At 52.3% G+C, this 21,127-nt stretch carries 18 protein-coding genes and 3 pseudogenes; 15 read left to right on the top strand and 6 right to left on the bottom strand.

The window, feature by feature from the left end:
* The first annotated feature begins 84 nt into the window (after positions 1–84).
* The 3 genes from HV302_RS00875 to xylR all read left to right on the top strand — a co-directional run bounded on the left by HV302_RS00875 (position 85) and on the right by xylR (position 4,044).
* Entirely contained in the window at positions 85–1,626 is a 1,542-nt protein-coding gene (locus HV302_RS00875; RefSeq protein ID WP_046275786.1) for a xylose ABC transporter ATP-binding protein, read from the top strand.
* The gene (gene xylH / locus HV302_RS00870) at positions 1,604–2,785 is read left to right on the top strand and encodes a xylose ABC transporter permease XylH (protein WP_016154928.1); all 1,182 of its coding nucleotides are present in this window, start codon (positions 1,604–1,606) and stop codon (positions 2,783–2,785) included. Before HV302_RS00875 ends, xylH begins: the two co-directional genes overlap by 23 nt.
* Positions 2,786–2,865: 80 nt before the next feature.
* Positions 2,866–4,044, top strand: a complete 1,179-nt coding sequence (xylR, locus tag HV302_RS00865) for a D-xylose utilization transcriptional activator XylR (protein WP_016154929.1) — start codon at positions 2,866–2,868, stop codon at positions 4,042–4,044.
* 42 nt (positions 4,045–4,086) lie between these two features.
* Here xylR and HV302_RS00860 read toward each other — a convergent pair whose 3' ends face one another.
* The gene (locus HV302_RS00860) at positions 4,087–4,911 is read right to left on the bottom strand and encodes a protein bax (protein ID WP_016154930.1); all 825 of its coding nucleotides are present in this window, start codon (positions 4,909–4,911) and stop codon (positions 4,087–4,089) included.
* Positions 4,912–5,227: 316 nt separating this feature from the next.
* Here HV302_RS00860 and malS point away from each other — a divergent pair, with 316 nt between their 5' ends.
* Complete coding sequence (gene malS, locus HV302_RS00855; protein ID WP_181626803.1) at positions 5,228–7,258, top strand: alpha-amylase; 2,031 nt, start codon at positions 5,228–5,230, stop codon at positions 7,256–7,258.
* Positions 7,259–7,434: 176 nt separating this feature from the next.
* Positions 7,435–8,685: a valine--pyruvate transaminase gene (gene avtA, locus HV302_RS00850; RefSeq protein ID WP_032931931.1), complete on the top strand. Its 1,251-nt coding sequence runs from the start codon at positions 7,435–7,437 to the stop codon at positions 8,683–8,685.
* A gap of 36 nt (positions 8,686–8,721) precedes the next feature.
* Here the strand turns inward: avtA and HV302_RS00845 are convergent, their stop codons facing one another.
* The gene (locus tag HV302_RS00845; RefSeq protein WP_181626802.1) at positions 8,722–9,195 is read right to left on the bottom strand and encodes a 4Fe-4S dicluster domain-containing protein; all 474 of its coding nucleotides are present in this window, start codon (positions 9,193–9,195) and stop codon (positions 8,722–8,724) included.
* Between the two features lie 117 nt (positions 9,196–9,312).
* Positions 9,313–10,128 (bottom strand): IclR family transcriptional regulator YiaJ, encoded by an 816-nt coding sequence (yiaJ, locus tag HV302_RS00840; protein ID WP_016154934.1) that lies wholly within the window; start codon positions 10,126–10,128, stop codon positions 9,313–9,315.
* Between the two features lie 217 nt (positions 10,129–10,345).
* Between yiaJ and yiaK the strand changes: the two genes are divergently transcribed.
* Complete coding sequence (gene yiaK, locus HV302_RS00835) at positions 10,346–11,344, top strand: 3-dehydro-L-gulonate 2-dehydrogenase (protein ID WP_016154935.1); 999 nt, start codon at positions 10,346–10,348, stop codon at positions 11,342–11,344.
* 11 nt (positions 11,345–11,355) lie between these two features.
* Positions 11,356–11,514 (top strand): annotated as a pseudogene (locus HV302_RS00830) (YhcH/YjgK/YiaL family protein); the annotation flags it as partial.
* Positions 11,515–11,519: 5 nt separating this feature from the next.
* On the opposite strand, the gene HV302_RS00825 reads toward HV302_RS00830, so the two are convergent.
* Positions 11,520–12,217 (bottom strand): IS1 family transposase gene (locus HV302_RS00825; RefSeq protein ID WP_223429336.1). Its coding sequence is split into 2 segments (ribosomal slippage): positions 11,520–11,968 and positions 11,968–12,217, totalling 699 coding nucleotides; the frame shifts between segments, so codons are not numbered across the junction.
* 55 nt (positions 12,218–12,272) lie between these two features.
* Here HV302_RS00825 and HV302_RS00820 point away from each other — a divergent pair.
* From HV302_RS00820 to araD, 7 genes and pseudogenes are all read left to right on the top strand, one after another.
* Positions 12,273–12,596: pseudogene (locus HV302_RS00820) on the top strand (YhcH/YjgK/YiaL family protein); the annotation flags it as partial.
* Positions 12,597–12,609: 13 nt separating this feature from the next.
* Positions 12,610–13,542, top strand: coding sequence for a DUF4862 family protein (locus HV302_RS00815; RefSeq protein WP_181626801.1), 933 nt, complete (start codon positions 12,610–12,612; stop codon positions 13,540–13,542).
* A 31-nt stretch (positions 13,543–13,573) separates the two neighbouring features.
* Positions 13,574–14,893, top strand: coding sequence for an MFS transporter (locus HV302_RS00810; protein WP_016154938.1), 1,320 nt, complete (start codon positions 13,574–13,576; stop codon positions 14,891–14,893).
* Positions 14,894–14,991: 98 nt separating this feature from the next.
* Positions 14,992–16,494: an FGGY-family carbohydrate kinase gene (locus HV302_RS00805; protein ID WP_181626800.1), complete on the top strand. Its 1,503-nt coding sequence runs from the start codon at positions 14,992–14,994 to the stop codon at positions 16,492–16,494.
* Positions 16,494–17,156 carry a 3-keto-L-gulonate-6-phosphate decarboxylase UlaD gene (ulaD, locus tag HV302_RS00800; protein ID WP_047359027.1) on the top strand — a complete coding sequence of 221 codons (663 nt, stop codon included), beginning with the start codon at positions 16,494–16,496 and terminating at the stop codon, positions 17,154–17,156. Before HV302_RS00805 ends, ulaD begins: the two co-directional genes overlap by 1 nt.
* Positions 17,149–18,009: an L-ribulose-5-phosphate 3-epimerase gene (locus tag HV302_RS00795; RefSeq protein ID WP_047415838.1), complete on the top strand. Its 861-nt coding sequence runs from the start codon at positions 17,149–17,151 to the stop codon at positions 18,007–18,009. The genes ulaD and HV302_RS00795 overlap by 8 nt, the downstream gene beginning before the upstream one ends.
* Positions 18,003–18,698 carry an L-ribulose-5-phosphate 4-epimerase gene (gene araD / locus HV302_RS00790; RefSeq protein ID WP_016154942.1) on the top strand — a complete coding sequence of 232 codons (696 nt, stop codon included), beginning with the start codon at positions 18,003–18,005 and terminating at the stop codon, positions 18,696–18,698. The genes HV302_RS00795 and araD overlap by 7 nt, the downstream gene beginning before the upstream one ends.
* 4 nt (positions 18,699–18,702) lie before the next feature.
* Here the strand turns inward: araD and HV302_RS00785 are convergent.
* Positions 18,703–19,182: pseudogene (locus HV302_RS00785) on the bottom strand (helix-turn-helix domain-containing protein); the annotation flags it as partial.
* Positions 19,183–19,290: 108 nt separating this feature from the next.
* Positions 19,291–20,031: a MipA/OmpV family protein gene (locus HV302_RS00780; protein ID WP_181626799.1), complete on the bottom strand. Its 741-nt coding sequence runs from the start codon at positions 20,029–20,031 to the stop codon at positions 19,291–19,293.
* Between the two features lie 121 nt (positions 20,032–20,152).
* Between HV302_RS00780 and HV302_RS00775 the strand changes: the two genes are divergently transcribed.
* Positions 20,153–21,106, top strand: coding sequence for a LysR family transcriptional regulator (locus HV302_RS00775; protein ID WP_115190065.1), 954 nt, complete (start codon positions 20,153–20,155; stop codon positions 21,104–21,106).
* The last annotated feature ends 21 nt before the right edge of the window (positions 21,107–21,127 follow it).

Raw genomic sequence — 21,127 nt, 5'->3', positions numbered from 1 at the left:
GGCAATAAAACGTGGTGTCAAATTCGCCACGGATATACGTGAATGTCCACGCAGGGTTCTCTTATTGGCTTATGTGGAGCAGTTATGCCATATCTTCTTGAAATGAAAAACATTACCAAGACATTCGGCGTAGTGAAGGCGGTTGATAACGTTAGCCTTAGGATCAATGCTGGCGAAATCATTTCATTATGCGGTGAAAATGGTTCGGGTAAATCGACGCTAATGAAAGTTCTGTGCGGAATTTACCCGCATGGAACCTACGAAGGCGAGATCATTTTTGCTGGCGAAGCCATCCGTGCCAGCCATATTCGTGATACCGAACGTAAGGGTATTGCGATCATCCACCAGGAATTAGCCCTGGTGAAAGAGTTAACAATACTGGAAAATATTTTCCTCGGTAACGAAATGACCCGTAACGGCGTTCTTGATTACGAGATGATGACGTTACGCTGTCAAAAATTACTCGATCAGGTCAGTTTGTCTATTTCGCCAGATACGCGCGTGGGCGATTTAGGACTAGGGCAACAACAGCTGGTAGAAATTGCAAAAGCGCTGAATAAGCAGGTCCGCTTACTTATTCTGGATGAACCAACGGCCTCCCTCACCGAGCAGGAAACTGCAATACTGCTGAATATTATACGTGACCTACAACAGCATGATATCGCCTGCATTTATATTTCACACAAATTGAATGAAGTTAAGGCCATCTCGAATACCATTTGCGTTATTCGCGACGGTAAACACATCGGCACACGCGATGCGACCAACATGACTGAAGACGATATTATCACCATGATGGTTGGTCGTGAGCTCACCGCACTTTACCCCAGCGAGCCTCATACCACGGGAGAAGAGATTTTACGGGTTGAGAATCTGACAGCCTGGCATCCCGTCAATCGCCATATAAAACGCGTCAACGACATTTCTTTCTCACTCAAGCAGGGCGAAATTCTCGGCATTGCCGGACTCGTCGGTGCAGGACGTACCGAAGCCGTACAGTGTCTGTTTGGCGTCTGGTCTGGTCGTTGGGAGGGAAAGATTTTTATTGAAGGCACTCAGGTGCATATCCATAACTGCCAGCAAGCTATTGCTCATGGCATCGCCATGGTGCCTGAAGACAGAAAAAAAGATGGCATTGTTCCGGTGATGGCTGTGGGGAAAAATATCACGCTGGCTGCACTCGATAAATTTACCGGGGGCATGAGCCATCTTGATGATGCCGCTGAACAAAAATGCATTCTGGAATCGCTTCAACAGCTCAAAGTAAAAACATCGTCCCCCGACCTTGCGATCGGGCGTCTGAGCGGAGGGAATCAGCAAAAAGCGATTCTCGCGCGTTGCCTCCTGTTAAATCCCCGGATTCTCATTCTTGATGAACCCACCAGGGGTATTGATATCGGCGCCAAATATGAAATCTACAAACTCATCAACCAGCTCGTCCAGGAAGGCATTGCCGTGATTGTCATCTCCTCTGAATTACCTGAAGTGCTCGGACTAAGCGATCGCATCCTCGTGATGCATGAAGGAAAACTGAAAGCTAACCTGGTAAATCATAACCTGACTCAGGAGCAGGTGATGGAAGCCGCATTAAGGAGCGAACATCATGTCGAAAAACAATCCGTCTGAAGCGAAACTTTCTCCCTCTATCACAGGTGGTTTCCCAGCAATAAAATCGCTTAACTTGCAAGTCTTCGTCATGATTGCGGCGATTATCGTGATTATGCTGTTTTTCACGTGGACCACTGATGGCGCATACCTGAGCGCACGTAATGTCTCGAACCTGCTTCGACAGACTGCGATTACCGGTATTCTTGCCGTGGGTATGGTGTTTGTGATCATTTCCGCTGAAATCGATCTCTCTGTCGGTTCCATGATGGGATTGTTGGGCGGCGTAGCGGCGATCTGTGATGTTTGGCTAGGCTGGCCTTTACCGCTGACGGTGATCGTAACCCTGACTCTGGGATTGCTCCTCGGGGCATGGAATGGATGGTGGGTTGCTTACCGCAAGGTTCCCTCGTTTATCGTCACCCTTGCGGGAATGCTGGCTTTCCGCGGTATTCTGATTGGCATCACCAACGGCACCACCGTATCCCCCACCAGCGCAGCAATGTCTCAGATTGGTCAGAGCTACTTGTCTGATGGCACAGGCTTTGTCATCGGTGCTCTCGGCTTAATGGCGTTTGTTGGCTGGCAATGGCGAGGCCGTATGCGTCGCCAGGCGTTAGGCCTCGCCACTCCCGCATCAACGTCGGCTGTGGGTCGCCAGGCATTCACAGCCATTGTCGTCTTAGGGGCAATCTGGCTATTAAACGATTATCGTGGTGTTCCAACGCCCGTCCTGCTGCTGACGCTGCTGCTGCTCGGTGGGATGTTTATGGCCACGCGCACGGCATTCGGTCGGAGAATTTACGCCATTGGCGGGAATCTGGAAGCCGCCCGCCTTTCAGGTATCAACGTTGAACGCACCAAACTTGCCGTCTTCGCTATTAATGGTTTGATGGTCGCCATTGCTGGGCTCATTCTTAGCTCCCGGCTTGGCGCAGGTTCCCCTTCCGCAGGGAACATTGCAGAACTGGATGCCATTGCCGCATGTGTCATCGGGGGAACCAGCCTGGCGGGAGGGGTCGGGAGTGTTGCCGGCGCCGTCATGGGCGCATTCATTATGGCTTCTCTCGATAATGGAATGAGTATGATGGACGTCCCCACCTTCTGGCAATACATAGTGAAAGGGGCGATATTGTTGTTGGCGGTATGGATGGACTCAGCAACCAAACGTCGTTCCTGAATTTAAGAAGTGGGTGTATCTCAATGCCGGTTAATGCAACCGGCATTGTCTTATCTACATGATTCAGCAGGAAAAGAACCATGTTTTATAAACGTCATCGTATTACGTTGTTATTTAATGCCAATAAAGCCTACGACCGTCAGGTGGTTGAAGGGGTTGGCGAGTATCTGCAAGCGTCGCAATCGGAATGGGATATCTTCATAGAAGAAGATTTTCGTGCTCGCATTGATAACATTAAAGAGTGGTTAGGCGACGGCGTTATTGCCGATTATGACGATGATGATATTGCGCAATTACTTGTCGATGTGGATGTTCCGATCATTGGCGTTGGGGGTTCCTACCATCTGCAGCAAGATTATCCACCAGTACATTACATTGCCACCGACAACCACGCGCTGGTAGAAAGCGCCTTCCTGCATCTGAAAGAGAAAGGGATTAACCGCTTTGCGTTTTACGGTCTGCCTGCCTCAAGCGGTAAACGCTGGGCCGCAGAACGTGAATATGCGTTTTGCCAGTTGGTTGCCAAAGAGAAGTACCGCGGCGTCGTCTATCAGGGGCTGGAAACCGCGCCAGAAAACTGGCAGCACGCGCAAAATAGGCTGGCGGACTGGCTGCAAACCTTACCGCCACAAACCGGGATTATCGCCGTCACCGACGCACGTGCGCGGCACGTTCTGCAGGCCTGTGAACATCTGCATATTCCGGTACCGGAAAAACTGTGCGTCATTGGTATCGATAACGAAGAGCTGACCCGTTACCTGTCACGAGTCGCCTTGTCCTCCGTCGCTCAGGGGGCCAGACAAATGGGGTATCAGGCAGCCAAACTACTCCACCGCCTGCTGGCTCACGAAGAGATACCCTTACAGCGCATTCTGGTTCCTCCTGTACGCGTTGTTGCGCGTCAGTCTACAGATTATCGTTCACTTACCGATCCTGCCGTTATTCAGGCGATGCATTACATTCGCAACCATGCCTGCAAAGGTATCAAGGTTGATCAAGTGTTGGACTCAGTAGGGATTTCACGTTCGAATCTGGAGAAGCGCTTTAAAGAAGAGGTCGGAGAGACCATTCACGCCGTGATTCATGCCGAAAAGCTGGAAAAGGCGCGCAGCCTGTTGATTTCTACCACGCTTTCAATCAACGAAATTTCACAGATGTGCGGCTACCCATCTCTGCAGTATTTCTATTCGGTATTCAAAAAAGAGTACGACACGACGCCAAAAGAGTATCGCGATGTGAACAGTGAAGTGTTGCTATAAGGATGATAGCCGGAGGGCGAAGTCGCCATCCGGCACTCGAAATTACATATGCGCGGCGATTAAACGCTGGTTGTCCTGATACATTGCAAACAGATAGTTGTTATAACTCTGTCCCTTAGTGGAATAACCCTTAAGTTTATGGATCATCGCGGTGGCGGTGACTTCCTGATCGGCTTTACGCAACTGCGCACGTGACTTACGGAAGGAAGAGTAGGCCGGATGCGTATTCAAATTAATGACGTAAGCATTCACCGACTCTTTCACTGATTCAAACTGTGAGTAGCCTTTCACCTTACCCGGTGCATTGTTACAACGACCCTTGCCACATTTCATGCCAAACAGGTTGTTGTTGCTCCGCGCCAGCTTCGACGTACCCCAGCCGCTTTCTGCCGCAGCCATGGTTGCCACCATACTGGTCGGGATAATGTCTACACGCTCAAGCAGCGTATTCCACGGAATTTTACGCGTGTTACCAGACCAGTTCACCTTGTAGCGCTTCGCGATGTCTTTCATACGCGTACGCTCAGTCGGTGACCAGCGGTTCTGGTACTGTTTTGAAATCAGCCAGTTACGGTCCGCCGTAATGGCAGCATTTTGACTGGTAATATAAGGCATAACCGTCCGGAGAAACGCTTTTTTCCTTGGTGTTCCGGAAGGGTATTTTCGCAAATCAGGAAGTGAACTACTCTTTGCACTATTGCGAGAATACTCTTGTTTACTGCTAACCTGTTTATTACTTGCCTTGGTTATCTGGGGCTTGTGACTCGTTGTCGCCGTGTGTGTCTTTGCCAGCACCTCACCCGAAAATGCAACGGTGAGTAACATAAGAATCATTGCCCCATATCGTCGAATGGGAGTCAATATCATTAGGTCTCCTGGTCGGATTTATACATTCCAACACCTTATATTTTTCACAAAAATGAGAGATGAATCTCAAATCATATCAAAAATAGCCGTCAAGAGCACCCACAGGAATAGTCCAATTCTGAAACTATGTCACGTATAAACGGTTCTGGGTGCCATTAATTCGAAGAAAATGTGGAGGTTATCGCAAAATCAGTTCATTTTTTGCGCGCGATCGCTCACCCTCACTTCTCCTCCTGGCGGAATCAACTCAAAGGAGGAGTTTCCGGCCTGATTTCGCTGGCAAACTGGCGAAAATCGCAGCATCAAGGACAGCACTATGAAACTTGCCGCCGTTGCGCTGGCGCTAATGCCCGGCATTGCCATCGCCTCATCATGGACGTCTCAAGGACTTCCCACCTTCGAAGCGGAAGGTACGGGTAAATTCGTCAGCCATGCAGCGTTGACGAAGGGTACCCGTCCTTTAACCCTGAATTTTGACCAACAGTGCTGGCAGCCTGCTGATGCGATAAAACTCAACCAGATGCTGTCGCTAAAACCTTGTGAAGGCACGCCGCCACAGTGGCGTTTATTCAAAGACGGCGATTACACGCTGGAAATCGATACCCGCTCCGGTACGCCGACGCTGATGCTGTTGGTAAAAAGTGCTAAGGACACCGTCACCACCCAGATTCGCCAATGCCCGAAATGGGACGGTTCACCCTTAACGCTGGACGTGAGCCAGACCTTCCCGGAAGGTGCCGTGGTGCGTGATTTCTACAGCCAGCAAACGGCAACGGTAAAAAACGGGTCGATTACCCTACAGCCCGCCGCAACCAGTAACGGGCTGTTGCTACTGGAACGGGCGGAAACAGATGCCCCCGCCGCTTTCGACTGGCATAACGCCACGGTGTATTTCGTCCTGACGGACCGCTTTGTGAATGGCGATCCGAGTAACGACCACAGCTATGGGCGTCGCAACGACGGCATGCAGGAAATTGGCACGTTCCACGGTGGCGATTTGCGCGGGCTCGCCAGCAAACTCGACTACCTGCAACAGTTAGGCGTCAACGCCCTGTGGATCAGCGCGCCGTTTGAGCAAATCCACGGCTGGGTCGGCGGTGGCGCCAAAGGGGACTTCCCCCACTACGCTTACCACGGCTACTACACTCAGGACTGGACCACGCTTGACGCCAATATGGGAAACGAAGCGGACCTGCGTGCGCTGGTTGATGGCGCACACCAGCGCGGCATCCGTGTCTTGTTTGATGTGGTGATGAACCATACCGGCTACGCCACGCTGGCGGATATGCAGGAGTATCAGTTTGGGGCACTGTACCTATCGGGCGATGAACTGAAAAAAACGCTCGGGGAACGCTGGACGGACTGGCAGCCATCCGCCGGGCAAAGCTGGCACAGTTTCAATGATTACATCAACTTTAGCGATAAAGCTGGCTGGGAAAAATGGTGGGGAAAAAACTGGATCCGCACCGATATTGGCGATTACGACAATCCTGGCTTTGACGACCTGACGATGTCGCTGGCTTTCCTGCCCGATCTGAAAACCGAATCCACCACGCCTTCCGGGCTGCCAAACTTTTATCAGCACAAGCCGGATACGCACGCCAAAGCCATCGCCGGCTACACACCCCGGGATTATCTGACGCACTGGCTCAGTCAGTGGGTGCGTGATTATGGGATTGACGGCTTTCGGGTCGACACCGCTAAACACGTCGAGCTTCCCGCCTGGCAGCAGCTAAAAACACAGGCCAGCGCGGCGCTGGTCGAATGGAAGAAAGCCAATCCGGAAAAAGCGCTGGATGATAACCCCTTCTGGATGACTGGCGAGGCCTGGGGTCACGGTGTGATGCAAAGCGACTATTACCGTCACGGCTTCGATGCGATGATCAATTTCGACTACCAGGAGCAGGCGGCAAAGGCCGTCGATTGTCTGGCAAATATAGACCCCACCTGGCAGCAGATGGCGGATAAATTGCAGGACTTCAACGTCCTGAGCTATCTCTCCTCGCACGATACACGTCTGTTCCGCGAAGGTGGAGACAACGCCGCCGAGCTATTGCTGCTGGCACCTGGCGCGGTTCAACTCTTTTATGGCGACGAGTCGGCCCGCCCCTTTGGCCCAACCGGCTCAGACCCATTACAGGGTACGCGCTCAGAGATGAACTGGCAGGATGTGACCGGGAAATCTGCCGCCAGCGTCGCCCACTGGCAGCGAATCAGTCAGTTCAGGGCCAGACATCCCGCCATTGGCGCCGGTAAACAAATCACGCTGCCGCTGACGCAGGGATACGGATTTATTCGTGAGCATGGCGACGATAAGGTGATGGTGGTGTGGGCCGGTCAGCCCTGATCCCGGCAGGCTTCTCTCTGTGCACGCAGCGGGAAGCCTTACTCAACATTAAAAACCAGCCAAATAAAAATCAGTAGCACAAAATCTCAATCCGGCCTGCTACCCCTGATTTGCACCCTGCCATGGGTAGCGCTATGGTTAGCCACTTTACTACTCAGTTCGACAGACCACCTGCTATGACATTCTCACTTTTTGGCGACAAATTTACCCGCCATTCAGGCATCACACGCCTGATGGAGGACCTTAATGACGGTTTACGCACCCCAGGCGCCATCATGCTCGGTGGCGGCAATCCGGCGCAAATTCCAGAGATGCAAAATTACTTTCAGTCTCTGCTGGCAGATATGCTGGAAAACGGCAAAGCCACTGATGCGCTTTGCAATTACGATGGTCCACAAGGTAAAACCGAGCTGCTGACTGAGCTGGCGAAACTGCTACGTGAGAAGCAGGGTTGGGATATCGAGCCACAAAATATTGCACTGACAAATGGCAGTCAGAGCGCATTTTTCTACTTATTCAATCTGTTCGCCGGACGCCGCGCCGACGGAACAACGCAAAAAGTGTTGTTCCCGTTAGCTCCGGAATACATTGGCTATGCCGATTCCGGGCTGGAAGAGGATCTTTTTGTCTCCGCGCGTCCAAACATCGAACTGTTACCAGAAGGTCAGTTTAAGTATCACGTTGATTTTGAACACCTGCACATCGGTGAAGAGACGGGCATGATCTGCGTGTCACGTCCGACAAACCCGACAGGCAACGTGATCACCGATGAAGAGCTGATGAAGCTGGACCGGCTGGCCAACCAGCATGGGATCCCGCTGGTGATTGATAACGCCTATGGCGTACCGTTCCCCGGCATCATCTTTAGCGAAGCGCGCCCGCTGTGGAACCCCAACATTGTGCTGTGCATGAGCCTTTCCAAGCTGGGTCTACCAGGCTCCCGCTGCGGCATCATTATCGCGAATGAAAAAATCATCACCGCCATCACCAACATGAACGGCATTATCAGCCTCGCGCCTGGCGGAATGGGTCCGGCAATCATGTGCGAAATGATTAAGCGCAACGACCTTCTACGCCTGTCCGAGACAGTGATCAAGCCGTTTTATTATCAGCGCGTTCAGGAGACGATTGCGATCATTCGCCGCTATTTATCTGAAGATCGCTGCCTTATTCATAAACCGGAGGGGGCGATTTTCCTGTGGTTATGGTTCAAAGATTTGCCTATCAGCACCGAACTGTTGTATCAGCGTTTGAAAGCGCGCGGCGTACTGATGGTTCCCGGTGACTACTTCTTCCCGGGTCTGGATAAACCTTGGCCGCATACGCATCAGTGCATGCGGATGAACTACGTGCCAGAACCGGAGAAAATAGAAGCTGGAGTGAAGATTCTGGCTGAAGAGATCGAACGCGCCTGGCAGGAAGGCTAACGCAAGTCCCGGCCTAACCACAGGTCGGGACTCACATTACTGTGGTAGTAAACACAGACGCTGGCGCTGAATACTGACGGCATCTATACACTGCAACGCGCTGGTCGGACAGGCTTCGACACACGCGGGTCCCGCATCACGGTGCCAGCATAAATCGCATTTTATCGCCTGCACCCGTGACGAGCGGGCGACGACATTCATTGCCCCAAACGGGCAGGCCAGCATACAACTTTTACAACCTATACAACGCGCCTGTTCAACGAAGATATGCCCATGTTCACGACGAATTGCGTGCGTCGGGCAGACATTTGCACAGGGAGCGTCCTCGCATTGATGGCAGGCGACTGCCGTCGTAAAGGCGTCGTCTTTGATCACGCGGATGCGCGGGGTAAACGCAGTAGGAGAGACCGACGCGCAGTCCTGGTTTTGCTGGTGCGCGACGACGCAAGCAACTTCGCAGGTACGACACCCAATACATTTTGCCGCATCCGCCATAATAAACGCGTTCATTGCTCCCTCCGTCTGCGTGAAAACCACAGAGTGCCAGAGAGACGGCCCCTGTCGCTTTGATCGGACAGGGGAAACGGTTAAATATTGTCAGGTGCCTGAACAACTATGGCGATCCGCCTAATCGCGAACGGTAAAGCCCAGCTCATTGGAAATCGCCTGCGCGGTTTCCCGTAGCGGCTTGAGTAGATTTTTTTCCCCTATCTGCTTAAGTCGCGAAGTAGAGAGTGAAATTGACACCGCGTACGGCACCCGACCATGAATATCAAACACCGGTACGGCAATACAGGAAACGCCCAGTTCGTTCTCTTCCCGATCCATCGCCATACTGCTTTCGCGGATCTGCGCCAATTCGTCGTACATCGCCGGCAAACCGGTAATGGTATTGCGGGTCAGCGGCTGAATAAGATCCTGATGGCTCTCCCAATAAGATTCCACATAATCCGCATGTCCAAACGCCATGTAAATTTTACCCATCGCGGAGCAATACAGCGGCATATGTTGACCGATATAAGCGCGGGTACGCAGCATGCCCGTCGTCGGTTCCAGCTTATAAATCAGAATCGCGTGGTCATCTTCACGGCTTGAGAAGTTGATTGTTTCACCCGTGGCAATATTCAACGCTTCGAGGTGCGGTGCGGCAACATGGATGATATTCAGTGAAGATAGTGCCTTCTGACCCACGGCGATAAATTTAGTGGTTAACCTATAGCTACCCGCAGCAGGTGCAGGCGTGACATATCCGCAGGACTGCAGCCCTTGCAGGAGTCGATGCACAGTACTTTTGTTCAGCCCGGCCAGTTCAGACAGATGGGCCAGTGGGCACCCATTCGGATAGTTACTCAGAATCTCAATCAACATTAAACCACGGAACAGGCTCTGACTTCCGGCTGGCCTCTCTTTGTCTTGCGTCATTTCACTCTCTTTTGTGCCCATCGCTTCCGCTCCCCTTTTCGTCGCGCTCTGATGGTAGCGCAAAGTGTGTTTCAGTTCACGATCTGAACCGAAAAAACACAACTATTTGATTTTGATGATTTTAAAAAATAGACCACCCCGTTGATCTGTCAAAATTTGATCGCTATATTTGAAATCAGATTTCGCATAGTGAAATTCAGAGATAAAAAAGCGATCAAATTTAAACAAGGAAACAGGAATGAAAGTCACTTTTGAGCAGTTGAAAGATGCGTTCAAGCGGGTACTGCTGGCACGCGGTATTGCCGTTGAAACCGCCGATGCCTGTGCCGAAATGTTTGCGCGCACCACCGAGTCCGGCGTTTATTCGCACGGTGTGAATCGTTTTCCTCGTTTTATTCAGCAACTGGATAACGGCGACATCATTCCTGAGGCCAAACCGCAACGCATTACCAGCCTGGGGGCGATTGAACAATGGGATGCCCAGCGTTCGATCGGCAACCTGACGGCGAAAAAGATGATGGACAGAGCCATTGAGCTGGCCTCCGATCACGGTATTGGCCTGGTCGCACTGCGTAACGCCAACCACTGGATGCGCGGCGGTAGCTATGGCTGGCAGGCGGCGGAGAAAGGTTACATCGGTATCTGCTGGACTAACTCGATTGCCGTCATGCCACCGTGGGGTTCGAAAGAGTGCCGCATTGGTACTAACCCGCTGATCGTCGCGATCCCCTCATCACCAATCACCATGGTTGATATGTCGATGTCGATGTTCTCCTACGGCATGCTGGAAGTGAATCGCCTGGCCGGTCGCCAACTGCCGGTAGATGGTGGCTTTGATGATGAAGGCAATCTCACCAAAGAGCCGGGCGTTATCGAAAAAAACCGCCGCATTTTGCCAATGGGCTACTGGAAAGGTTCAGGTCTGTCGATTGTGCTGGATATGATTGCCACCCTGCTTTCTGATGGCTCCTCCGTTGCGGAAGTCACCCAGGATAACAGCGATGAATATGGCGTTTCACAGATTTTTATCGCCATTGAAGTGGATAAGCTGATCGACGGTGCCACCCGCGATGCCAAGCTACAGCGGATTATGGATTTCATCACTACCGCCGAACGCGCAGATGAAAACACGCCTGTCCGTCTGCCGGGCCACGAGTTTACAAAGCTACTGGAAGAAAATCGCCGGAACGGTATCACCGTTGACGACAGCGTCTGGGCAAAAATTCAGGCCCTGTAAGGAGCAACACCATGATCTTCGGACATATTGCTCAACCTAACCCATGCCGTTTGCCCGCTGCGATTGAAAGGGCGCTCGACTTTCTGCGCACCACAGATTTTCAAAAACTGGAGCCGGGCGTGGTGGAGATCGACGGTAAAAATATCTTCGCGCAAATTATGGTAATGACTCCAACTTACTGATAGTGTTTTATGTTCAGATAATGCCCGATGACCTTGTCATGCAGCTCCACCGATTTTGAGAACGACAGTGACTTCCGTCCCAGCCTTGCCAGATGTTGTCTCAGATTCAGGTTATGTCGCTCAATGCGCTGAGTGTAACGCTTGCTGATTACGTGCAGCTTTCCCTTCAGGCGGGATTCATACAGCGGCCAGCCATCCGTCATCCATACCACGACCTCAAAGGCCGACAGCAGGCTCAGAAGACGCTCCAGTGTGGCCAGAGTGCGTTCACCGAAGACGTGCGCCACAACCGTCCTCCGTATCCTGTCATACGCGTAAAACAGCCAGCGCTGACGTGATTTAGCACCGACGTAGCCCCACTGTTCGTCCATTTCCGCGCAGACGATGACGTCACTGCCCGGCTGTATGCGCGAGGTTACCGACTGCGGCCTGAGTTTTTTAAGTGACGTAAAATCGTGTTGAGGCCAACGCCCATAATGCGGGCGGTTGCCCGGCATCCAACGCCATTCATGGCCATATCAATGATTTTCTGGTGCGTACCGGGTTGAGAAGCGGTGTAAGTGAACTGCAGTTGCCATGTTTTACGGCAGTGAGAGCAGAGATAGCGCTGATGTCCGGCAGTGCTTTTGCCGTTACGCACCACCCCGTCAGTAGCTGAACAGGAGGGACAGCTGATAGAAACAGAAGCCACTGGAGCACCTCAAAAACACCATCATACACTAAATCAGTAAGTTGGCAGCATCACCCAAATTATCGATTTAACCACCCGTGACGTTGCCGAAAATCGTCCTGAGGTGCATCGCCGCTATCTGGATATTCAGTTTCTGGCCTGGGGTGAAGAGAAAATCGGGATCGCCATTGATACCGGGAATAACCAAATCAGTGAATCGTTATTAGAACAGCGCGATATTATTTTTTATCACGCCAGCGAACATGAATCTTTCATTGAAATGATTCCGGGAAGTTATGCCATATTTTTCCCGCAGGATGTTCACCGCCCTGCATGTCATAAAACTGTCGCCACGCCGATCCGTAAAATAGTTGTGAAGGTCGCTATTTCAGTTTTATAAAAAGGAGCACAACATGAGCGTTAATAATGCCGGTTATATTATCGGTGCGTACCCCTGTGCACCCTCATTTCACCAAAAGAGTGAAGAGGAAGAGAAGGATTTCTGGCGACAACTCGCCGATACCCCGGATATTCGCGGACTGGAGCAGCCCTGCCTTGAACATCTTCACCCGTTAGGCGACGAATGGTTATTACGTCATACACCGGGCGACTGGCAAATCGTGCTCACAGCTATAATGGAAACCATGCGCCGTCGTGGCGCAAACAGCGCTTTTGGGCTGGCTTCCAGCGACGAAGAACAACGTAAAGCCTGCGTGGCGTATTACCGTCATCTGCAGCAGAAAATCAACCATATCAATGCGTCCCACGCCGGAAAAGTGATTGCGCTGGAGCTGCATGCCGCCCCCTGTGCCAGCAATCCAGATGTTGCGCAGGCCACCGACGCATTCGCCCGTTCGCTTAAAGAGATAGCCAATTGGGACTGGTCCTGCGATCTGGTGCTGGAACATTGTGATGCCATGACCGGTATTGCGCCGCGCAAAGGTTTTCTGCCGTTGGACAACGTGCTGGAGGTCATTGCCGGGTATGACATCAGCGTGTGCATTAACTGGGCGCGATCGGCCATTGAAGGACGGAACCTCACCCTACCGCTGACCCACACGCAGCAGGCCAAACGGGCTGGAAAACTGGGCGCACTGATGTTTTCCGGTACCACGCTTGCGGGGGAATACGGCGAGTGGCAGGACTTACACGCACCGTTTGCCCCTTTCTGTCCAGAAGGTCTGATGGCCACAGAGCATGCCCGCGAATTATTCGCCTGCGCAGGAACCGAGCCATTGCAATTTGCCGGCATTAAATTACTGGAAATAAATGCCAATGCAGATGTGGCTCATCGTGTAGCAATATTGCGCGACGGTATCGCCGCATTAAATAAAGCAAAACTATAAAAATAAAATACTACTCTACGAGAATATTAATATGAACATGACCTCTCGCCCTACACTTCAAGATATACCCCGTCAGCGCTGGCTACGGATTATTCCACCTATTCTCATCGCCTGTATTATTTCTTATATGGACCGCGTCAATATCGCATTCGCGATGCCCGGCGGAATGGATGAGGAATTAGGCATTTCCGCCACCATGGCCGGTCTGGCCGGTGGTATTTTCTTTATCGGCTATCTGTTTTTACAGGTTCCCGGCGGAAAAATTGCCGTACACGGCAGCGGCAAGAAATTTATCGGCTGGTCGTTGGTTGCCTGGGCGGTCATTTCCGTTTTGACGGGGTTGATCACGAATCAGTATCAACTGCTGGTTTTGCGCTTCTTACTCGGCGTTGCCGAAGGCGGCATGCTGCCGGTCGTGCTGACGATGATCAGTAATTGGTTCCCCGATGCCGAACGCGGTCGCGCCAATGCGATTGTGATTATGTTTGTGCCGATTGCCGGGATCATTACCGCCCCGCTCTCGGGTTGGATCATCACCGTGCTCGACTGGCGCTGGCTGTTTATCATTGAAGGTTTACTGTCTGTCGTCGTCCTGGTGCTGTGGGCCTATACCGTTTACGACCGTCCGCAGGAAGCGCGCTGGATCTCTGACGCCGAGAAAAATTACCTGGTGGAAACGCTGGCCGCCGAGCAAAAAGCCATTGCCGGAACCGAAGTCAAAAATGCCTCTCTGGGCGCAGTACTTTCCGATAAAACCATGTGGCAGCTAATCGCGCTGAACTTCTTCTATCAGACCGGGATTTACGGTTACACCCTGTGGCTGCCGACCATTCTCAAAGAGTTGACTCACAGCAGCATGGGGCAGGTCGGCATGCTCGCCATTCTGCCTTACGTCGGCGCAATTGCTGGGATGTTCCTGTTCTCTTCTCTCTCTGACCGCACCGGTAAACGCAAGCTGTTCGTCTGCCTGCCGCTGATTGGCTTTGCCCTGTGCATGTTCCTCTCTGTGGCGCTGAAAAATAACGTCTGGCTGGCTTATGCCGCGCTGGTCGGCTGCGGATTCTTCCTGCAATCGGCTGCGGGCGTGTTCTGGACTATTCCGGCGCGTTTGTTCAGCGCGGAAATGGCCGGTGGCGCACGTGGGGTCATCAACGCTCTCGGCAACCTCGGTGGCTTTTGCGGTCCTTACGCGGTCGGCGTACTCATCACCCTGTACAGCAAAGATGCGGGCGTTTACTGCCTGGCAATTTCACTGGCTCTGGCCGCGCTGATGGCCCTGCTGCTGCCAGCGAAATGCGATGCCGGCGCCGCGCCGCTAAATACACTGAATCCACATAAACGTACAGCTTAAAACAATGCCCGGTGGCGCTTCGCTTACCGGGCCTACAGGTAGCAACCGTCGTAGGCCGGATAAGCGCAGCGCCATCCGGCAAAAATGAGATAACAAAGATGAGTGAGAAAGCGACCTTCTGGCTGGGTATTGATTGCGGCGGGACCTATCTGAAAGCGGGTTTGTATGATGCCAAAGGTCATGAGCTGGGAATTAACCGGCAATCGCTGCAGACAATATCGCCATTCCCCGGGTACGCCGAACGCGATATGCATCAACTGTGGCAACAGTGCGTCGCGACCATTGCCGGGCTGTTAAAGCGTACAGGTGTCTGCGGCGAGCAAATCAAAGGTGTCGGTATATCCGCTCAGGGCAAAGGCCTGTTCCTTCTTGATAAGCAAGATAAGCCGCTAGGTAATGCCATTCTCTCTTCTGACCGACGTGCGATGGACATCGTACAGCGCTGGCAGCAGGATGGGATCCCTGAGCAGCTCTACCCGGTCACCCGCCAGACATTGTGGACCGGGCATCCGGCATCGCTCCTGCGCTGGGTGAAAGAGAACACCCCTCAGCGCTACGCGCAAATTGGTAGCGTCATGATGGGTCATGACTACCTGCGCTGGTGCTTAACCGGCGTCAAAGGCTGCGAAGAGAGCAATATCTCCGAGTCGAACCTCTACAACATGACCACGGGTCAGTACGACCCGAGGCTGACTCAGTGGCTGGGTATCAGTGAAATCGACCATGCCCTGCCCCCCATCGTGGGGTCAGCAGAAATATGCGGGGAAATCACCGCTCAGACAGCCGCCATCACCGGTCTGGCGGCGGGTACGCCCGTCGTCGGCGGCCTGTTTGATGTGGTTTCCACCGCACTCTGCGCCGGTATCGAAGATGAGCACACCCTTAACGCGGTGATGGGAACGTGGGCTGTCACCAGCGGGATCGCTCACAGGCTGCGCGACCACGAGCCTCATCCCTATGTTTATGGCCGCTATGTGAATGACGGGCAGTACATCGTTCATGAAGCCAGTCCGACCTCCTCCGGCAATCTGGAATGGTTTACCGCTCAGTGGGGTGAGCTCTCTTTTGATGAAATTAATCAGGCCGTTGCTAGCTTACCGAAAGCCGGTAGCGCGCTTTTCTTCCTGCCATTTTTGTACGGCAGTAACGCCGGGCTGGAGATGACCAGCGGCTTTTATGGCATGCAGGCTATACACACTCGCGCCCACTTATTACAGGCCATCTACGAAGGCGTGGTTTTCAGCCACATGACCCACCTGAACCGCATGCGTGAACGTTTTACGCAGGCACATACCCTGCGCGTCACCGGAGGTCCGGCGCACTCCGACATCTGGATGCAAATGCTGGCAGACGTCAGCGGCTTACGTATCGAGCTGCCACAGATTGAAGAGACCGGCTGCTTTGGTGCAGCACTCGCCGCCCGCGTAGGCACCGGCGTTTATCACAATTTCAGCGACGCGCAGCGCAGCTTACAGCACCCAGTGCGCACACTGCTGCCAGACGCCGCCGCGCATGCGAGCTACCAGCGCAAATACCGCCAATACCAGAATTTAATTACCGCACTACAGGGCTATCACGCCCGCATTAAGGAGCATGAATGATGAGTCGACCATTACTGCAACTGGCGCTCGACCACACCAACCTGCAGGCAGCCCAGCGCGATGTCGCACTGCTACAAGAAAGTGTCGATATCGTTGAAGCGGGAACGATTCTCTGCTTAACCGAAGGCCTTAGCGCCGTCAAAGCGCTGCGCGCCCAGTGCCCAAATAAAATCATCGTCGCCGACTGGAAGGTAGCCGATGCGGGCGAAACCCTTGCACAGCAAGCGTTTGGCGCTGGCGCTAACTGGATGACCATCATCTGCGCTGCGCCGCTGGCGACGGTAGAGAAAGGCCATGGCGTCGCGCAGTCCTGCGGCGGCGAAATTCAGATGGAACTGTTCGGCAACTGGACGCTGGATGACGCCCGTGACTGGTATCACGTTGGAGTTCGCCAGGCGATTTACCATCGGGGGCGCGATGCCCAGGCCAGCGGGCAACAGTGGGGAGAAGCGGATCTGGCGCGCATGAAAGCGCTTTCCGATATCGGTCTGGAGTTGTCGATTACCGGCGGGATTACGCCCGCCGACCTGCCGCTGTTTCGCGATATCAACGTCAAAGCCTTTATCGCCGGACGCGCGCTGGCTGGGGCGCAAAACCCAACGCAGGTTGCCGCTGAATTCCATGCGCAAATCGACGCCATCTGGGGAGCACAGTATGCGTAATCATCCGTTAGGTATCTATGAAAAAGCGCTGGCGAAAGACCTCTCCTGGCCGGAGCGTTTGGTGCTGGCGAAAAGCTGCGGTTTTGATTTCGTCGAGATGTCGGTGGATGAAACCGATGAACGTCTGTCGCGTCTCGACTGGAGCCCCGCTCAGCGCGCATCGCTGGTGAGCGCGATGCTGGAAACCGGCGTGGCAATCCCCTCAATGTGCCTGTCCGCCCACCGCCGTTTTCCCTTTGGCAGCCGCGATGAATCAGTCCGCGTTCGGGCGCGCGACATCATGACCAAAGCTATTCGTCTGGCGCGCGATCTCGGTATTCGCACCATTCAACTGGCAGGTTACGACGTCTATTACGAGGAACATGACGAAGGTACGCAGCAGCGCTTTGCCGAAGGGCTGGCATGGGCAGTCGAGCAAGCCGCCGCCGCGCAGGTCATGCTGGCGGTAGAAATTATGGATACCGCTTTTATGAACTCGATTAGCAAGTGGAAAAAGTGGGACGAAATGCTGTCATCGCCGTGGTTCACCGTCTATCCGGACGTAGGCAATCTCAGCGCCTGGGGAAATGACGTCACTGCCGAATTGACGCTGGGCATCGACCGTATCGCCGCTATCCACCTGAAAGACACGCTACCGGTAACCGAAACCCATCCGGGCCAGTTTCGCGATGTGCCTTTTGGCGAAGGGTGCGTGGACTTTGTCGGTATCTTTAAAACGCTGCATGAGCTGAACTATCGCGGATCGTTTCTGATTGAAATGTGGACTGAAAAAGCGAATGAGCCGGTACTGGAAATTATCCAGGCGCGACGCTGGATAGAAGCACGTATGCAGGAAGGAGGATTTCCATGTTAGAACAACTGAAGGCCGAGGTGCTGGCGGCCAATCTGGCGCTTCCGGCTCATGGTTTAGTCACCTTTACCTGGGGTAACGTCAGCGCGGTGGATGAAACGCGTAAGCTGATGGTGATTAAGCCGTCCGGCGTGGAATATAACGTGATGGCCGCCGACGATATGGTGGTGGTGGATATTGCCAGCGGCAATGTGGTTGAAGGCAGTAAAAAACCCTCCTCAGACACGCCAACCCATCTGGCGCTGTACCGTCGCTACCCTGAAATCGGTGGGATCGTCCACACCCATTCACGCCACGCGACGATCTGGTCACAGGCGGGTCTTGATCTCCCGGCATGGGGCACCACACATGCCGATTATTTCTATGGTTCTATTCCGTGTACTCGTCTGATGACCGTTGAGGAGATTAACGGCGAATATGAATATCAAACCGGTGAGGTCATTATTCAGACCTTTGAGCAACGCGATCTTAATCCGCTGCAGGTTCCGGCGGTATTAGTGCATTCACACGGTCCGTTCGCCTGGGGTAAAGATGCCGCAGACGCCGTACATAACGCGGTGGTGCTCGAAGAGTGCGCCTACATGGGGCTGTTCTCGCGCCAGTTAGCCCCTCAGTTGCCGGATATGCAGTCGGAGTTGCTGGATAAACACTATCTGCGCAAACACGGCGTGAATGCGTATTACGGGCAGTAACGGGTCAGGCGCTATTAATATGCTCTTTGCAATAGCGCCGTTTCCACGCCGCGGGTGTCAGGCTGGTATGCTTGCGAAAGATTTTGCGAAAGTAACCCACATCATTAAATCCACATTTTATCGCCACTTCGGTAAGCGACAGCGAGCCACTGATCAACAGTTTTTCTGCCGCCCTTACCCGCTGGCGATGCAATGCTTCAGTTAGCGTCAGCCTGAAAGCGCTACGGAATACACGCCCCAGATAATCCGCATTGCAATACAGTTCTTTCGCCAGAGTTGAAGCACTAATCGGCAGGTGGAACTGGGTGTGGATTATTTGTTGCGCTTTCCATGCCAGCGCATTACCGGGGCTATCTGCGGGTTGCTCGCTAGCCGCCGCGGAGATTTGCTGCAAAATCAGCAGTAGGATCAGTTCCAACGCAACGCTGCGATGAATATTTTCCTGCTCGCGTAAGAACTGGCGAAACAGCGAAATGCGTATCTGGGTAAACGAGTAGTAACTGAAGGCATGCCGGATGACGATGCTTCGGGTCTTATCCGGTCTACCGCATTGAAAAGATTGCCCTCCTCCCTGAGGACAAACGGGTGAGAATCAGAAACGCCAGGTCAGACCGGACATAAAGGTAAAGCTGTCATCACGGTCAACCATCGGGCTATTTTTAATATCATCTGGCAGCGCACTATAGTTGGCGCTGGCCAGCAGCGTCAGATTGCTGGTCAATGCGTATTTAGCGGACAGGCCAACATACGGTGTCCAGCTATCGCCAGGGGAGTAGCTTGATAACCCACTACGGCGGGATTCATTGCCAGAGAAGCCGTAGTAATATTCGTTGAAGTTTTCGTCATAGTAGAGCACGCCAATCGCCGGCGTCAGCGTCAGCTTGCCCATCGGCATTTGGCGAAACAGAGACATTTCCCCAACCCAACCGTTGCTGTTGTCCAGCACATCCGCTGCTGCGGAGACTTTCACGCTGCCCCATTTCTCATGGTGATACCATGCAGCACCCGCCATCGCGGTTGCGTCACGCTTGTTCAGTTGCTTCATCGCTTGATCGTCGTTATCACCCGGATCAAACTCAAGCGGCATGTACGAGGCAGTAATGCTAAATTCATTACTTTCATTTTTTGAAAGAATATAACCTAACGTTGTTTGCCTAAAATAAAATGATTCACTTTCATAACTGACAAGCGGTACTGCGTGAACGTTATCATTATATCCACGATAAGGAGATTCGTTATATACAGCGCCGCCGCCAATAGAAAATTCTGCGGCAGTTGCGCTCGCCATAAATGAAAAGGCGAATAGCGCCACAATATTGCGTTTAATTAACATGCCCACATTCCATTTTAAAATAAGATACAAAACGCGTGCATAATAATGCTTACAATTTCATCGATGCAAGATTCATATTTATATAGTAATATATACAAAATTATATATATTGGGTTTGGCGATGAACAAATTACAACTCAAACACCGGGAACTGAAGATTATTTCGGTAATTGCTGCCAGTGAAAACATCAGTCATGCCGCTACGGTTCTCGGCATCGCACAAGCCAACGTTAGTAAGTATCTTGCTGATTTTGAATCAAAAGTTGGACTAAAGGTATTTGACCGCACCACCCGACAGCTCACCCTCACGCCATTTGGTACGGCGCTGCTTCCTTACATCAATGACATGTTGGACAGAAACGATCAGCTCAATAATTTCATTGCTGATTATAAGCACGAAAAACGTGGCCGGGTAACCGTATATGCTCCGACGGGCATAATTGCTTATTTATCGCAACATGTGATCGCAAAAATTCAGGATATCGGTGGAATTAGTCTCTCACTTAAAACATGTAACCTGGAACGAAAGGCATTTTTTGAAGGTGTCGACTTTCCTGAAGATTGTGATATTTTAATCACCTATGCACATCCTAAAGATGAATCTCTGGTTGCCAGTTTCATTACTAAATATGCGGTGACGGCTTTTGCCAGCCCTGAGTATATCAAAGCACATCCTATTAGTAGCCCTGATGAACTGGAAGAACATTCCTGTATCCTGATTGATTCCATGATGATAGATGAGGCTAATATCTGGCGTTTCACTTCAGCCGGAGGCAAGGAGATGCACGATTATCGGGTGACCGGAAATTATGTCTGCGACAATACACAGTCTGCACTGGCGCTGGCACGTAACCATCTGGGCATTGTTTTTGCGCCAAATGCGAGTATCCAAAAAGATATTGAATCCGGGTCGCTGGTTCCATGTTTCTCAGAACAACATGAATGGTGGCTGGATTTGGTGGTGATTTTCCGCAAACGTGAATACCAGCCGTGGCGGGTACAGTTTATTCTTGATGAGATGTTAGCAGAGATCCGCCAGCAACTTACTCAGGCGCTGGAACAGCAGCCTGAGTAAGCGAAATTAGGGTACCAGGTT

The sequence above is a fragment of the Citrobacter sp. RHBSTW-00859 genome (genome assembly GCF_013729795.1).
Classification (GTDB): Bacteria; Pseudomonadota; Gammaproteobacteria; order Enterobacterales; family Enterobacteriaceae; genus Citrobacter; species Citrobacter braakii.
Note: the sequence above shows the minus strand (reverse complement) of the source record. Positions and strands in the feature narration are given on the sequence as shown.

Bases quoted from the DNA above. Each gene is read 5' to 3' on its own strand.
- HV302_RS00875 (WP_046275786.1), top strand. From the start codon at position 85: ATGCCATATCTTCTTGAAATGAAAAACATTACCAAGACATTCGGCGTA.
- xylH (WP_016154928.1), top strand. From the start codon at position 1,604: ATGTCGAAAAACAATCCGTCTGAAGCGAAACTTTCTCCCTCTATCACA.
- xylR (WP_016154929.1), top strand. From the start codon at position 2,866: ATGTTTTATAAACGTCATCGTATTACGTTGTTATTTAATGCCAATAAA.
- HV302_RS00860 (WP_016154930.1), bottom strand. From the start codon at position 4,911: ATGATATTGACTCCCATTCGACGATATGGGGCAATGATTCTTATGTTA.
- malS (WP_181626803.1), top strand. From the start codon at position 5,228: ATGAAACTTGCCGCCGTTGCGCTGGCGCTAATGCCCGGCATTGCCATC.
- avtA (WP_032931931.1), top strand. From the start codon at position 7,435: ATGACATTCTCACTTTTTGGCGACAAATTTACCCGCCATTCAGGCATC.
- HV302_RS00845 (WP_181626802.1), bottom strand. From the start codon at position 9,195: ATGAACGCGTTTATTATGGCGGATGCGGCAAAATGTATTGGGTGTCGT.
- yiaJ (WP_016154934.1), bottom strand. From the start codon at position 10,128: ATGGGCACAAAAGAGAGTGAAATGACGCAAGACAAAGAGAGGCCAGCC.
- yiaK (WP_016154935.1), top strand. From the start codon at position 10,346: ATGAAAGTCACTTTTGAGCAGTTGAAAGATGCGTTCAAGCGGGTACTG.
- HV302_RS00815 (WP_181626801.1), top strand. From the start codon at position 12,610: ATGAGCGTTAATAATGCCGGTTATATTATCGGTGCGTACCCCTGTGCA.
- HV302_RS00810 (WP_016154938.1), top strand. From the start codon at position 13,574: ATGAACATGACCTCTCGCCCTACACTTCAAGATATACCCCGTCAGCGC.
- HV302_RS00805 (WP_181626800.1), top strand. From the start codon at position 14,992: ATGAGTGAGAAAGCGACCTTCTGGCTGGGTATTGATTGCGGCGGGACC.
- ulaD (WP_047359027.1), top strand. From the start codon at position 16,494: ATGAGTCGACCATTACTGCAACTGGCGCTCGACCACACCAACCTGCAG.
- HV302_RS00795 (WP_047415838.1), top strand. From the start codon at position 17,149: ATGCGTAATCATCCGTTAGGTATCTATGAAAAAGCGCTGGCGAAAGAC.
- araD (WP_016154942.1), top strand. From the start codon at position 18,003: ATGTTAGAACAACTGAAGGCCGAGGTGCTGGCGGCCAATCTGGCGCTT.
- HV302_RS00780 (WP_181626799.1), bottom strand. From the start codon at position 20,031: ATGTTAATTAAACGCAATATTGTGGCGCTATTCGCCTTTTCATTTATG.
- HV302_RS00775 (WP_115190065.1), top strand. From the start codon at position 20,153: ATGAACAAATTACAACTCAAACACCGGGAACTGAAGATTATTTCGGTA.